The sequence below is a fragment of the Methylobacterium iners genome, from assembly GCF_022179305.1.
Taxonomy (GTDB): Bacteria; Pseudomonadota; Alphaproteobacteria; order Rhizobiales; family Beijerinckiaceae; genus Methylobacterium; species Methylobacterium iners.
In genome coordinates this window covers 26,709-40,414 of sequence record NZ_BPQP01000042.1, presented here as the reverse complement: position 1 = coordinate 40,414, position 13,706 = coordinate 26,709, and the positions used below count along the sequence as shown (strand labels likewise).

The 13,706-nt window shown below is 67.7% G+C and carries 9 protein-coding genes, 1 rRNA gene and 1 other RNA gene; 7 read left to right on the top strand and 4 right to left on the bottom strand.

Going from position 1 to position 13,706, the window contains the following annotated elements:
- Window positions 1-13: 13 nt before the first annotated feature.
- Window positions 14-129: ribosomal RNA gene (rrf, locus tag MFF55_RS14480) — 5S ribosomal RNA — on the bottom strand.
- A 121-nt stretch (window positions 130-250) separates the two neighbouring features.
- Between rrf and MFF55_RS14475 the strand changes: the two genes are divergently transcribed.
- From MFF55_RS14475 to MFF55_RS14465, 3 genes are read left to right on the top strand one after another with little or no spacing between them, the layout of a single operon-like run.
- Window positions 251-946: a response regulator transcription factor gene (locus MFF55_RS14475; protein ID WP_238244810.1), complete on the top strand. Its 696-nt coding sequence runs from the start codon at window positions 251-253 to the stop codon at window positions 944-946.
- A complete protein-coding gene (locus MFF55_RS14470) occupies window positions 943-2,361 on the top strand; it encodes a sensor histidine kinase (RefSeq protein ID WP_238244809.1) in 1,419 nt (472 codons plus the stop codon). Before MFF55_RS14475 ends, MFF55_RS14470 begins: the two co-directional genes overlap by 4 nt.
- Window positions 2,358-5,255 (top strand): bifunctional [glutamine synthetase] adenylyltransferase/[glutamine synthetase]-adenylyl-L-tyrosine phosphorylase, encoded by a 2,898-nt coding sequence (locus MFF55_RS14465; protein WP_238244808.1) that lies wholly within the window; start codon window positions 2,358-2,360, stop codon window positions 5,253-5,255. Before MFF55_RS14470 ends, MFF55_RS14465 begins: the two co-directional genes overlap by 4 nt.
- Window positions 5,256-5,265: 10 nt before the next feature.
- Here MFF55_RS14465 and MFF55_RS14460 read toward each other — a convergent pair whose 3' ends face one another.
- Together MFF55_RS14460 and pepN are read right to left on the bottom strand one after the other, a co-directional pair.
- Window positions 5,266-7,647 (bottom strand): PAS domain-containing sensor histidine kinase, encoded by a 2,382-nt coding sequence (locus tag MFF55_RS14460; RefSeq protein WP_238244807.1) that lies wholly within the window; start codon window positions 7,645-7,647, stop codon window positions 5,266-5,268.
- Window positions 7,648-7,830: 183 nt separating this feature from the next.
- The gene (gene pepN, locus MFF55_RS14455) at window positions 7,831-10,476 is read right to left on the bottom strand and encodes an aminopeptidase N (protein ID WP_238244806.1); all 2,646 of its coding nucleotides are present in this window, start codon (window positions 10,474-10,476) and stop codon (window positions 7,831-7,833) included.
- Window positions 10,477-10,611: 135 nt separating this feature from the next.
- Between pepN and MFF55_RS14450 the strand changes: the two genes are divergently transcribed.
- Complete coding sequence (locus MFF55_RS14450) at window positions 10,612-11,052, top strand: VOC family protein (RefSeq protein ID WP_238244805.1); 441 nt, start codon at window positions 10,612-10,614, stop codon at window positions 11,050-11,052.
- 55 nt (window positions 11,053-11,107) lie between these two features.
- Here MFF55_RS14450 and MFF55_RS14445 read toward each other — a convergent pair whose 3' ends face one another.
- Window positions 11,108-11,284 (bottom strand): hypothetical protein, encoded by a 177-nt coding sequence (locus MFF55_RS14445; protein WP_238244804.1) that lies wholly within the window; start codon window positions 11,282-11,284, stop codon window positions 11,108-11,110.
- A 156-nt stretch (window positions 11,285-11,440) separates the two neighbouring features.
- Between MFF55_RS14445 and rnpB the strand changes: the two genes are divergently transcribed.
- From rnpB to ftsL, 3 genes are all read left to right on the top strand, one after another.
- An RNA gene (rnpB, locus tag MFF55_RS14440) (RNase P RNA component class A) lies at window positions 11,441-11,836 on the top strand.
- 382 nt (window positions 11,837-12,218) lie between these two features.
- Window positions 12,219-13,271, top strand: a complete 1,053-nt coding sequence (gene rsmH / locus MFF55_RS14435; protein WP_238244803.1) for a 16S rRNA (cytosine(1402)-N(4))-methyltransferase RsmH — start codon at window positions 12,219-12,221, stop codon at window positions 13,269-13,271.
- Window positions 13,268-13,705, top strand: coding sequence for a cell division protein FtsL (ftsL, locus tag MFF55_RS14430; RefSeq protein ID WP_238244802.1), 438 nt, complete (start codon window positions 13,268-13,270; stop codon window positions 13,703-13,705). The genes rsmH and ftsL overlap by 4 nt, the downstream gene beginning before the upstream one ends.
- Window position 13,706 lies beyond the last annotated feature (1 nt).

Here is a 13,706-nt window from a genome sequence, read left to right as displayed (position 1 = left end):
TTGTCTTGAGCGGGTCTGGCGGCGACTGACTCTCCCGTGTCTTGAGACACAGTACCATGGGCGCTGGTGTGTTTAACGGCCGAGTTCGAGATGGGATCGGGTTCTGGGCACACCGCTCGAGCCACCAGACCGGCACAGGACAAACACAGCCCCTCACAAACGATGAAGTAGACGAACGAGCCTCCGAAAAGGGCCGCCCTCGCAAGGGTCGGCCCTTTCGGCGTTCTGGAACAGCTTCTATCTGTTTCGCATGCGCCTCCTCATCATCGAGGACGACCGCGAAGCGGTCTCCTTCCTCGTCAAGGCTTTCCGGGAAGCCGGACACGTCGCGGATTTCGCGATTGACGGGCTTGAAGGCTACGCTCTCGCTCAGGAGGGCGGCTACCAAGTTCTCGTTGTCGACAGGATGCTGCCCAAGCTCGACGGATTGTCCTTGATCCGCTCGCTTCGGGAGCAGGGGATTGCAACGCCGGTCGTCATCCTTTCCGCCCTCGGGCAGGTCGATGATCGCGTGAAAGGTCTTCGCTCCGGCGGCGACGATTATCTGCCCAAGCCCTACGCGTTCTCCGAGCTTCTCGCGCGCGTCGAGGTCCTGGCCCGCCGCAGCACCGCGCCGGCTGCCGGAGAAGCGACGTCCTACCGGGTTGGTGGCCTTGAACTCGACCGTCTCTCGCACCGGGTCAGCCGCGATGGTCAGGAGATCCCGCTGCAGCCTCGGGAGTTCCGGCTCCTCGAGTACCTCATGCAGCATGCGGGACAGGTCGTGACGCGCACGATGCTGCTCGAACATGTCTGGGACTACCACTTCGATCCTCAGACCAATGTCATCGACGTCCACGTCTCCCGGCTAAGGGCCAAGGTCGACAAGGGCTTCGAGCGCCCGATCATCCATACAATCCGCGGCACGGGCTACATGCTTCGGACCGACGAGGCGCGCGCCTCGTGACGGGCGTGCAGGCCGCCCACTTGCGCGAGAGCGCATCGGCGCGGTTCGGGAAGCTCTTCCGCACGACGGCGTTCAAGCTGTCCTTCGTCTATCTCATCATCTTCGCGACCTTCGCCTTCCTGGCCCTCGGCTACGTGGCCTGGAATGCAAGCAGGGCTCTCGACGATCAGATCGGTTCGACGATCGAGGCCGAGATCAACGGTCTGTCCGAGCAGTACAACGCCGGCGGGCTACGCCGCCTCATCGCCACCGTCGAGCGACGGGCGAACGAGCCCGGCGCCTCTCTCTATCTCGTCACGACAGCTGCGGGCGAGCGCCTCGTCGGCAATGTCGGGGCCGTGCCGCCCCGTATCCTGGCTGCGCCCGGTCAGACTGAGTCGGCCTATGCTCGGCGCGGTGAGTCCGAGGATCTCGACCACCGCGCCATCATGCGGATCTTCACGCTTCCCGGGGGCTTCCGGCTCCTCGTCGGGCGCGATGTCGAGGAGCGCGACCGCCTGCGCTCCGTGATCGGCCGGACCTTGAGTTCGTCCCTGGCTCTCGTGGTGATCCTCGGCGTGGCGGGTGGCTGGTTCGTGGCTCGCCGCGTCCTCGCACGGGTTGATGACATGACGGAGACGACGCGCCGGATCATGGCAGGCGATCTCGACGGGCGCCTCAACGTCGCCGGGACTGGTGACGAACTCGACCGCTTGGCGAACAATCTCAACGCCATGCTGGGACGCATGAGCGAGCTGATGCGAGGCTTGCGTGAGGTTTCGGACAACATCGCGCATGATCTCAAGACGCCCCTGACACGCCTGCGAAACCGGGCGGATGAGGCGCTACGGACCGCTGAAACGCCCGAGGCGATGCGCATGGCGCTGGAGGGGGTGATCGAGGAGAGCGACGCGCTGATGCGGGTCTTCGATGCGCTCCTCATGATCGCGAGGCTGGAAGCTGGCGGCACCGAGACCATGTCCGTGTTCGACGCGGGTCGCGTGACGCGGGAGGTCGCTGAACTCTACGAGCCGCTCGTGACCGAGCGTGGTCTCAGCTTCGACGTCGTGGCCGAGGAGGGATTGATGCTGCGCGGCAGTCGCGAGCTCGTAGGACAGGCGCTCGCCAACCTGATCGACAATGCCGCAAAGTACGGTGCGAAAGGCGTTCGCGTCGAGGCGCGCCGCGATGGGCCTGTGGTCCGTCTCCTCGTGGTCGACCAGGGAGCTGGCGTTCCGGAGACGGAGCGGGGCCGGGTTCTCAACCGTTTCGTACGCCTGGAGGAGGCGCGGTCGCGCCCAGGCTTCGGGCTCGGTCTTAGTCTCGTCAACGCGGTCGCCCGGCTTCACCAGGGCACCCTGGTCCTCGAGGACAACGCTCCCGGTTTGCGAGCGATCCTGGCCTTGCCGTCCCTGGCGGGATTCGGGCGATCATGAGGGGCGACGACTCACTCAGGGCTCGCCTGACGAAGGCGCCGGTGCTCTCGGATCAGAAGGGCGCTGCTGCAAGGCTGGCCGAGATCGCAGGGAAGTTTCCCAAACGCTTCCTCACGGAGCCATTGCGTGCCCTGCTTCTCGGGCTTGCGGACCATTCGCCCTTCCTCTGGCAACTGGCATCTCGTGACCCAGCGCGTCTCGTTGCCCTGTGTCAGACCTCGCCGGAAGTTGCGAATGCCGAGATCGTTGCCAGGCAACGGGCTGCAGGCGCTGGCGCAGACCTGACCGAAATCGGCTGCCTTCTGCGCCGAAATCGGGGTGATCACGCGCTTCTCGTAGCTCTTGCCGACATCGGTGGGGTTTGGCGGCTCGATGCGGTCACTGCGGCGCTCTCCGACTTCGCGGATGCCTCGATCGCAGCCGCGACCGAAGCGCTCCTGCGCCAGGCCGCGGCGGCCGGGCGGTTCCTGCCGCCCAATCCCGCCGACCCGCAAGCCGGCTCCGGCCTCATCGTCCTCGGGCTCGGCAAGCTCGGGGCAGGAGAGCTGAACTACTCGAGCGACGTCGATCTTGTTCTCTTCTTCGATCCCGACATCGCACCGCTGAAGCCCGGTCTCGAGCCGACGCCCTTCTTCTCCAAGCTGGCGCAAGGCGTTGCCAAGCTGCTGCAGGAGCGCACGGCCGACGGCTACGTCCATCGCGTCGATTACCGTCTGCGGCCCGATCCCGGCTCGACGCCGCCGGCGCTCTCGGTAGCCTCCGCCTTCATCTATTACGAGACGCTCGGTCAGAATTGGGAGCGCGCCGCCTTCATCAAAGCGCGGCCGGTCGCCGGCGATTTGGCTGCGGGCACGCGCTTCCTCTCGGATCTCCGACCCTTCGTCTGGCGCAAGTACTTCGACTTCGCCTCGATCGCCGACGTGCACGCCATGAAGCGGCAGATCCATGCGGTGCGCGGGCACGACACCATCGCGGTCGCCGGTCACGACATCAAGCTCGGGCGCGGCGGCATCCGAGAGATCGAGTTCTTCGCGCAGACGCAGCAGCTCGTCTTCGGCGGACGTCGTCCGTCTTTGCGGGGACGGCGGACCGTCGAGACCCTGGCGAACCTCGCCGCCGATGGCTGGATCGATGCGGCGGCTCGGGACGACCTCACCGCGGCCTACGATTTCCTGCGGACGGTCGAGCACCGACTGCAGATGCTCCGCGACGAGCAGACTCAACGCCTGCCGTCCGATGCCGACGCGCTTGAGCGCTTCGCGCAGTTCAGCGGCTTTGGCTCGGCTGCCGCGTTCGAGGCGGTTCTGCTCGACCATGCCCGTCATGTGCAGGGCCACTACGCCCTGCTCTTCGAGGCCGAGCCGGACCTGTCGTCGGAGGCGGGCGATCTCGTCTTCAGCGGCACCGGCGACGATCCTGCGACCCTCGCGACTCTGAGCAAGCTCGGCTTCCGCGAGCCGGAGCGCGCGGTGGAAACGGTGCGCGGCTGGCACTTCGGGCGCAGACCCGCCATCCGGACCGCGCGGGCACGCGAAGTTCTGACCGAGCTCGTGCCCAGTCTGATTCAGGCACTCGGGGGCACGGCGCAGCCCGATGCTGCGCTCGACACGCTCGATCGGGCCTTCGCCCGCATGCCGGCGGCGCTGGAACTTCTGACGATCCTGCGCTCCAACGAGCGGCTGCGGCTGCTCTTCGCCGACATTCTCGGTACGGCGCCGCGCTTGGCCGAGATCGTCGCCTTCAGCCCGCACGTGCTCGACGCCGTGATCGACCCGGCCTTCGTAGTGCCGGACGATGGTTCCGGCATGGCTGCGCAGTATGACGGGCTCGTGGGGCGTCCGACGGATCAGGAGGATTTCCTCGATCGCAGTCGCGATGCCGCCCGGCAGTTGCGCTTCGTAACCGGCGCCCGTCTGCTGTCCGGCATCATTGCCCCAGTCGGCGCCGGCAAGGCCTTCGCGGCGATCGCCGATGCCGTGATCGCCTCGACGGTCCGTTCCGTGTCGGAGACCTTCTTTGCAGAGCACGGTCATGTTCCCGGAGGTCGCCTCGCCGTCCTCGGGTTTGGGCGCCTCGGCTCGCATCAGCTCACCGCCGATTCCGATCTCGACCTCGTCGTCGTCTACGATTTCGATCCCGAGGATCGCGTCAGCACGGGTCCCCGTCCCCTCGACGCTGCGGTGGCCTACAACCGGCTGACTCAGCGCCTCGTCGCAGCCCTCACGGTGCCCACGCGCCGCGGTCGGCTCTACGAGGTCGATCTCCGCCTACGTCCCGGCGGCGGTCAGGGGCCCATCGCAACGCAGCTTCGGGGCTTCCTGACCTACCAGCGTGAGGAGGCCGAGCTCTGGGAGCATATGGCTCTGACGCGGGCGCGGGTCGTCGCGGGCGACGCGACCCTCGGCCGGGATCTGCAGAATGCGATCTGTGCCACGCTCTCCACCCCTCGGGAGCCGACCGCGGTGAACCGGGCGGTGCGCGAGATGCGGGTGACGGTCGAGCGCGAGAAGCCGGCCCGTGGCCCACTCGACCTGAAACTTGCACCGGGTGGGCTCCTCGACCTCGATTTCTTGGGCCAAGCCCTCACGCTCGGCCATGCCGATCGCCTACCTGAACTCGTCGGTCTCGACACCAGCCAAGTTTTCGAGCGTGCAACCGCCGACGGGCTCCTCAGTCCGGACGCTGCGGAGCAGCTGACAAGCGCCTACCGCCTGTTCGACGACGTGCATCACTGGCAGCGCCTCATGGTGGAGGGGGATCCAACCGTTGCCTCGCCGATCGCACTGTCGCGGCTCGCCTCGGCCCTCGGCCTGCCGGATTCCAAGAGTCTCGCGGCACAACTCGAGGCCGAGCGTGCAGCAGTGCGGACCCTGTTCGACCGGCTGCTGACTTAAGCTGCGACTCTCAGGCGGTCGGAGACAGGCGGTCACAGGCACGGGGGCTCGCCCCGGCCGCGTCGCGCAGGGAGGCGACGGTTTCCTGCGTGGCCTCGAAGGCGACATCCCGCAGCCGCTCAGCGGTCGGAACCGGCAGTCGCACGAGGACGATCGTTCCGAACCCCTCCTCGGAGCGGATGCGCAGGCCGCCACCATGCAGCTCGGCCATCGAGCGGGCAATGGCGAGGCCGAGGCCCGAGCCCTTGTAGCTGCGCGTGAGGTTGTTCTCGACCTGCTGGAACGGCTGGCCGAGCCGGCGCAGGGCCGCCTTGGGAATGCCGATGCCGCTGTCCTCGATGTAGAGGTGCACGTACTCGCCGGCGGGCCTGGCACGGACGATGATGCGGCCCTCGCCGGGCGTGAACTTCACGGCGTTCTGGAGGAGGTTCGCCAGGATCTGGTGAAAGGCGCGCTCGTCGGCGAGCACCTGTAGCCCCGGCGCCAGATCCACCGTGACGGTCAGGGCCTTTGCCCTGGCCGTCTCCGCGACGAGCTTGAGCGCGTTGTCGACGGCAGGCTGGACGGCGATCTCCCGCTTGGCAAGCCTCACGCTCTGCGCCTCGATGCGCGACATATTGAGGATGTCGTCGATGACCGAGAGCAGGTAGTCGCCGCTCGAACGAATGTCCCGGCAATATTCGGAATACCGCGGTGATCCGAGCGGACCGCAGACCTCGGTCTCCATCAGCTCGGCAAAGCCGATGATCGCATTGAGTGGCGTGCGCAGCTCGTGGCTCATGTTGGCGAGGAATTCGGATTTCGCCTGGTTGGCGGTCTCGGCCTGCGCCTTCTGGTCGAGGTAGCGCTCGGCAAGGTCGGCGAGCTGCTGCGTCTGCAGCTCCAGGGTTCGCCGCGACCGCTTCAGGTCCTTGACGGTCTCGATCAGCTCACGTTCCGAGGTGACGAGTTGTTCTTGGTGCCGCTTCAGATTGGTGATGTCTGTGCCGACGGAGACGTAGCCGCCGTCCTTCGTCCGACGTTCGCTGACCTGGAGCCAGCGGCCGTCCGTGAGTTCCGCTTCGAAGGTTCGCGCTGTCGCCCCGGACGCTTCGATGTCTCGAAGCTCTCTTCGCACCGGAGGGAGCGCGCCGCGGCCCATGATCTCGTGGTAGCGCCGACCGGGCGCCGTATCGTCCGGGCCGAGAGCGTGAAGGTCGCGAAACTTCGAGTTGCAGAGAACGAGGCGGTTGCTCGTGTCCCAGAGCACGAAGGCCTCCGAGATCGCCTCGACCGCATCGCGCAGGCGTATGTCGGCGGTGGCGCTGGATTCGGCGATGTTGCGCTGCTCGGTGACGTCGACGGCGATGCCGACGAGGTGCCGTCCACCATCGGCCGGGTCCGGCACGATCTCGGCGCGGGTGCGGAGCCAGACCCAGGCGCCGCTCGCGCCGCGGACGCGGAACTCGTGATCGACGGTGGATTGGCTTGCCGCGAGATGACGCGCCAGGCTGTAGAGGTCGCCGTCGTCGGGGTGCACGAGGGCGTTCACGTCGCCGAAGGAAAGGAACTCGCGCTCGCGCTGGTAGCCGAGCAGGGCGTACATCGAATCCGACCAGTAGATGCGGCCGCGGGGAATGTCCCAATCCCAAAGGCCGCAACGCCCGCGCCCGAGTGCGGTGTCGAGGCGCTGCTTGATCTGCTCGCAGACCCGATCCACCGCGTGGGCACGGCGCGTCTGCAGGGCGTAGGCGAAACCGATGCCGATGATCACGAGGCTCGCGGCCCCGAGAAGAATCGCTTGGTTGCGCATGCGCAGAGCCCAGGCACTCGTGATCTCCTCGATGGGCTGCAACACGGCCACCTGGCCGCCGCCGGCAAGCCTCCGGACGGCGGCGATGACAGTCTCGCCGCCTGCCAGCGTCAGGGTCATGACGCCGGCGTGCTCGCCCAGGGTGGTGAGGACCTGCAACTCGCCGACGTAGCCCGTCAGCGTAGCCGAGGGCGCGGAGACGGCTGGATGAGCGGCGAGGATGGCGTCATCGGCCGAGACGACCAGCACGCGCCGCCCGGAGCTCAGTAGGGGCAGCGGGAGAAGATCGGCGAGGCGACGGGTGAGTTTGGCGCCGGTAGACGGCGACAGATCGGAATCGGCGAGCGCGGCGGCGGCAAGCCGCGTGAAGACCTCGACATCGGCGGCAGCGTTGCGGATCGCGTCGTCACGCTGCGTCCGCAGGTGCAGGAAAGCCGTCGTCGCCAGGCAAATCAGGAACGTCGCGAGCAGAGCCGGCAACGCGTAGCGCAGCCAAGTCTCGATACGGATAAAGCGCAGGTGCGCGCCATGCTGCGGCCGGTGGATGCCCAGTATCGTATCCGCGCGCGCGGACAGGGAAGCGGAATCCGCCTCCAGCATGACCAGACCTCGCAATAACGGTGAGTCGTCCGCCGCGTGGTGTCGAGTCACGCTCCGAATCGCTGGTATATGAACATTTCCACAGGCGATTTGTCCACGGGTTTCTTCGTGGGATCCTTGACTCTGCAGAGCGGCAACATCCACGGCCGCGTCCGGGGACGAGACCGAAAATTACTTGAAATTTCAAATGTTTACCATCTCAGCGAGTGTTCGCGTCACGATGTCCGAGACGTCGCGCGAGAGCTCCGTCTGCGACCTGATTCGGTCGAGTGCCTTGTGCGCCACAGATCGGCGGTTCGGCTCGAGCATCCGCCACGATCCGAACGCCGTCAGGAGCCGGGCGGCCAGCTGAGGATTGCTTTGATCGAGGGCGAGAACCGCATCGGTGACCAGGGCGTAGCCGGCGCCATCGGCGCGGTTGAACTGGGTCGGATTTCCGGAGCTGAAGCTTCCGATCAGCGCCCGCACCCGGTTCGGGTTGGTGTTCGAGAAGGTGGGATGCTGGCGCAGGGCGGCGATCCGCTCCAACGTTCCACTTTCGGGAATCGTGGCCTGGATCGCGAACCACTTGTCGAGGACGAGGGGCTCCGACCTGAAGCGCTCCGCGAAATCCTTCAGGGCCGCCTCGCGCTGCGGACCCGCGATCAGGGCGAGGACCCCGAGACCGGCGAGGCGGTCCGTCATGTTGGTCGCCGTTGCGATCTGTTCGCCTGCGAGATCGACGCCCGCGATCGGGTCGGCGACGGCGATCAGGTCGAGGGCTGCGTTCCGGAGCGCCCGGCGGCCGGCAGAGGCGGCATCCGGGCTGAAGGGCGTGCCGGGCCGGTCGGCGAGGTCGCCGCGCAGCTGGGCGAGGCGGTCGGACAATCTCTCTCCGATCCGACGCCGCAAGGTTTCGCGTGCCATGCGGATCGCGTCGGGATCGACGGCGCTCCCGATTCCGATCTCGTTGGCGATGTCGCCTTCGCTAGGCAGGCTCAGAATCAGCGCCGCGAAGGCGGGGTCGCGCAGCGCTTCCGCGTCCAGGAAGGCGCCAAGCGCCTCAACGAGCGCATCGGCCTCCGCGGCCTCGGGGCTGTCGCTTCCCGCCCAGCGGATCACGAGGCGCATGCCGACGCTCTGGGCCGCCTGCCAGCGGTTGAACGGGTCCGTATCGTGTCGCAGGAGCAGCAGGTGCTGCGCGTCGGTTGCCTCGAACGCGACCCGCACGGGTGCCGAGAACCCTCGGAACAGCGAGGGGACGGGCGCCGCCGCGACGTTCGAGAAGGTGAGTGTATCGGTCTCCTGCTCCAGCGCGAACACCCCGCCGGGCGCGCGCTCCGCCCGTGCCTCGTCCATGGCCCCCTCGGGCCCGACGAGTCCGAGGACCACCGGAATCACCAGGGGCGGTCCCTCCGTCCCGGGAAGACTCTGGCGAAAGTTGATCCGATAGGTCTTTGCCTCCGGGTCGTAATCGCCCGTGATGCTGACGGTCGGCGTGCCCGGCCGCTCGTACCAGCGCGCGAAGGCCGAGAGGTCCCGGGACGTGACGGCCTCGAAGGCCGCCAGGAAATCCTCGACCGTCGCCGCGGTGCCGTCGCAGGTCGCGAAGTAGCGATCCATGCCGGTCCGGAAGGCTTGCCCACCGATCAGGGTGCGGAGCATGCGGACGATCTCCGCGCCCTTCTCGTAGACGGTGGCCGTGTAGAAGTTGTTGATCTCGGCGTATTGGTTCGGTCGGACCGGATGGGCGAGGGGTCCAGCATCCTCCGGGAACTGCCGGGCGCGCAGCGTGCGCACCTCCGAGATCCGGTGCACGGCCCGCGAGCGGGTGTCCGACGAGAATTCCTGGTCGCGGAAGACCGTCAGCCCCTCCTTTAGGCAGAGCTGAAACCAGTCCCGGCAGGTGACGCGGTTGCCCGACCAGTTGTGGAAGTACTCGTGGGCGATGATCGCCTCGATGTTGGCGTAATCCGCGTCGGTCGCGGTCTCCGGGCTTGCGAGCACGAACTTGTCGTTGAAGATGTTGAGGCCCTTGTTCTCCATCGCGCCCATGTTGAAGTCGGACACGGCGACGACGTTGAAGACGTCGAGGTCGTAGGCGCGGCCGAAGGCCTGCTCATCCCAGGCCATCGAGCGGATGACGGCGTCCAGGGCATATTCCGCCCGCGCCGCCTGGCCTGGCTCGACATAGATCCCGAGATCGACCGTTCGCCCCTCCATCGTCGTGAAGGAGCCCGAGACGCGATCAAGGCGACCGCCCACGAGCGCGAAAAGGTAGGCCGGCTTGGGATGGGGATCGTGCCAGATCGCGTAGTGCCTGCCGTCCCCGGCCGGACCCGAGTCCGCCGGGTTGCCGTTGCCGAGGAGCACCGGCGCCTCGTCAAGGTCCGCCTCGATGCGGGTCGTGTAGACCGCCATCACGTCGGGCCGGTCGAGGAAGTAGGTGATCCGCCGGAAGCCGTCCGCCTCGCATTGTGTGCAGTAGACGCCGTTCGAGCGGTAGAGGCCCATCAGGCGGGTGTTCGCGGTGGGGTTGACCTGCGTCTCGATCCGTAGGGTGAAGGACTCGGACGGAGGGTTCGGCAGGGTCAGGCTCGTCGCATTGAGACCGTAAGCGTCCGGGCAGAGCGGCTGCCCGTCGAGGGCGAGCGAGACGAGCGTCAGATCCTCGCCGTCGAGCACCAGCGGCGCACCCGCACGACCGACCGGATTCGGGCGCATCGCGAGCGTCGCTGTGATTCGCGTCTCCCGTGAATGCAGCCGGACGTCCAGCTCGACGCGATCGATGAGGTAGTCGCTGGGGCGATAATCCTCCAGGCGGATCATGGTCGGCGTTTCGGTGCGCATCACGGTCTCCGGCTCGGGGCGCCGAGGAAGGCTCTAGCGCATTCCCGCGGGCGATCGAACCGTGCCTGCGACCGGCGTTGACGCCGGCCTGGGCCAACCCAGATAGGCCTTCACCAGCCGGGAGAGTTCGAAGTCATGGAATATCTGCACACGATGGTTCGCGTTGCGGACCTCGACAAGGCGCTCGCCTTCTACGTCGACACCTTCGGCCTCAAGGAGACGCGCCGCATCGAGAACGAGAAGGGCCGCTTCACCCTCGTCTTCCTCGCAGCACCCGGCGATTATGAGAGGGCCAAGGAGACCAAGGCGCCCCTCATCGAGCTCACCTATAATTGGGATCCGGAGAGCTATTCGGGCGGGCGGAACTTCGGTCACCTCGCCTATCAGGTCGACGACATCTACGCCTTCTGCGCGCGCCTGCAGGAGCGGGGCGTCACCATCAACCGGCCGCCGCGCGACGGCTACATGGCCTTCGTCAAATCGCCCGACGGGATCTCGATCGAGCTCCTGCAGAAGGGCGAGGCCAAGCCGCCGCAGGAGCCCTGGGCCTCCATGGAGAACACTGGGACCTGGTGAACCGACCGGCACCCGCGGGGCGAGGGCGCCTCGCGGGGCCATACGCGTTGGCGGTTCAGCCCTCCGGCGTCTCGGGCGCAGGGACGATGCCGAGCTCGGCGAGCTTGGCCGAGACGGTTTCGATCGGCCGCTTCAGCTTGAGGCTCATGACGGAGACCGGAACGCGCTCCCGCGCCATCTCGGTGAGCTGCTGGACCGCATCGAGGGTCCATGCCGTGTAATTCGTCGCCATGTTCGTCTCCTCGAATTCGGAGCCGGGCCACGAAGGCGCCGAGCCCCGCCGCCAGGAAATGGCGCGTTTGCGCGGCGCGGCAACCGACCCATCGCACCAGCCTAGGGGTCGCCGCGCTTGACCCGGTCGCCTCCGGCGGCGCACATCCGGGCCGGATCAGCCGGCCGGGCGGCCGCTCCGGATTCCGGTCCGGGGAGGAAAGTCCGGGCTCCATGGAGAGACGGTGCCGGATAACCTCCGGCGGGGGCGACCCCAGGGATAGTGCCACAGAGAGCAGACCGCCCTGTCTTCAGGGTAAGGGTGAAAGGGTGCGGTAAGAGCGCACCGCGGACGCGGCAACGCGGACGGCACGGCAAACCCCACCGGGAGCAAGACCGAATAGGGGCGATACGCGCCGCCTCGGAAGGGGCGGGGCAAGCCCGCTCTCCAGGCTCAGTCGCCCGGGTTGGTTGCTCGAGGCGTTCGGCAACGATCGTCCCAGAGGAATGGCCGCCACGTCCGGGAGCTTGCTCCCGGGCCCTACAGAACCCGGCTTATAGGCCGGCTGATCCGCTCGCGCCCCGGCTCGCTCCAATCCGAGACAGCTCGCGGCGAAAAACTTACGCTCGGTTAACCTTGCTGAGGTCAGATCGCTTCACGATCGACGCCGTCCGGCCTGAAGCCGTTCGCGTCCGCTCGGCGCGTTGACGACGCTCAGAGGCACATGGTACCCGGACTCATCCCGTCAGCGGCGATTTTCGGATCAGCGGACGCACCCGGTGATACCAGGGCGCGTCGCCGCGCCTCCGGCCGCGACAGCCGCTCGCCCGGGATCACCACGTCTCGACGGGCCGCAACGCGGCCCATGCCGCTCGCAGGGACGCATGAGCCGCTCACCGACTGCCTCCCCCAATCCTGCAGGTGGCGCCGGTCGGCGCGGGGCCGGACTGACGCGATGAAGCCCCCCGCGCGCACCGTTCCTCCGACTGCCGACCGCACCCCCCACGTGCCGGTTCTGCTGCACGAGGTGATGACGGCACTGGATCTCACTGGCGCGACGCTGGCCGTCGACGGTACCTTCGGCGCCGGCGGCTACACGAGGGCCATGCTGGCCGCCGAGGGCGACGTGCACGTCATCGCCATCGATCGCGACCCCGGCGCCATCGCGGCCGGGGCGGACCTCGCCAAGAAGGCGAAGGGACGGCTGACGCTCGCACACGGCCGCTTCGGTACGCTCGACGACATCCTTCGCACGCACGGGCATCAGCAGGTCGACGCGATCGTGCTCGATATCGGCGTCTCGTCGATGCAGCTTGACCAGGCGGAGCGCGGCTTCTCCTTCCGGCACGACGGCCCGCTCGACATGCGCATGGAGCGCTCGGGCACCAGCGCCGCCGACCTCGTCAACGACGCCGACGAGGCCGACCTCGCCGACATCCTGTTCCATTACGGCGAGGAGCGGCGCGCCCGCGCCGTGGCCCGCACCATCATCGAGGCGCGTCGGCGCGCGCGAATCGAAACCACGGCGCAGCTCGCCGAACTCGTCGCCGGCGTCGTCTGGTCCGACCCCGCCAACGGCATCCATCCGGCAACCCGCACGTTCCAGGGCCTGCGCATCGCGGTGAATGACGAGCTCGGCGAGCTCGTGCAGGCGCTGCACGCCGCCGAGCGCATCCTCAAGCCGGGCGGACGCCTCGCGGTGGTGACCTTCCACTCGCTGGAAGACCGGATCGTGAAGCAGTTCTTCGCGACGCGCAGCGGCCGTGCGGCGCAGGCCTCGCGTCACGTGCCGAGCCTCGAGGCGCCGGCCCCGCGCAGCTTCACCCTCGCGACCAAGGGGCCCGTCCTGCCCTCAGACGCGGAGCTGACCGCCAATCCGCGCGCCCGCTCCGCCAAGCTGCGGGCCGTCGAGCGCACGGAGGCTCCGACGCCCGCGCCGCTGACGGCGATCGAGGCGCTCGCCGCATTGCCGGCACGAACGGGCAAGAGCGGAGGAACGCGCCGGTGATCCGCCTTCTCAACGTCCTCGCCGTGCTCGGCCTGATTGGATCGGCGGCCTACGCCTACTCGATCAAATACGACACGCTCTATCAGGCTGGTCAGGTCTCCAAGGCGAAGTCGCAGCTTCACAAGGAGCGGCAGGCGATCGCCGTCCTGCGCGCGGAATGGCAGCTCCTGACCCGGCCCGACCGGCTTCAGGCTGCCGTCGAGCGCCACCTCGCCCTGGAGCCGATCGGCACGACCCATCTCGCGCGGCTCGCCGACCTGCCGCCGCGAGCCAACCGCGGCGACGAGATCGGCCGCCTGCTCGCGGCCACGGCGACGCCCAAGGAGAAGCCGGCCATTGGCGAGCCGCGCACCACGGGCTCGACCTTGGTTCGCACGACGCCGACGCGCACGACGACCACGCCCACCAAAACACCGACCACGGCTTCGAGGTAGT

Excerpts from the sequence above, each read along its gene's own strand:
- MFF55_RS14475 (WP_238244810.1), top strand. The coding sequence starts at position 251 with ATGCGCCTCCTCATCATCGAGGACGACCGCGAAGCGGTCTCCTTCCTC.
- MFF55_RS14465 (WP_238244808.1), top strand. The coding sequence starts at position 2,358 with ATGAGGGGCGACGACTCACTCAGGGCTCGCCTGACGAAGGCGCCGGTG.
- MFF55_RS14460 (WP_238244807.1), bottom strand. The coding sequence starts at position 7,647 with ATGCTGGAGGCGGATTCCGCTTCCCTGTCCGCGCGCGCGGATACGATA.
- pepN (WP_238244806.1), bottom strand. The coding sequence starts at position 10,476 with ATGCGCACCGAAACGCCGACCATGATCCGCCTGGAGGATTATCGCCCC.
- MFF55_RS14450 (WP_238244805.1), top strand. The coding sequence starts at position 10,612 with ATGGAATATCTGCACACGATGGTTCGCGTTGCGGACCTCGACAAGGCG.
- MFF55_RS14445 (WP_238244804.1), bottom strand. The coding sequence starts at position 11,284 with ATGGCGACGAATTACACGGCATGGACCCTCGATGCGGTCCAGCAGCTC.
- rsmH (WP_238244803.1), top strand. The coding sequence starts at position 12,219 with ATGAAGCCCCCCGCGCGCACCGTTCCTCCGACTGCCGACCGCACCCCC.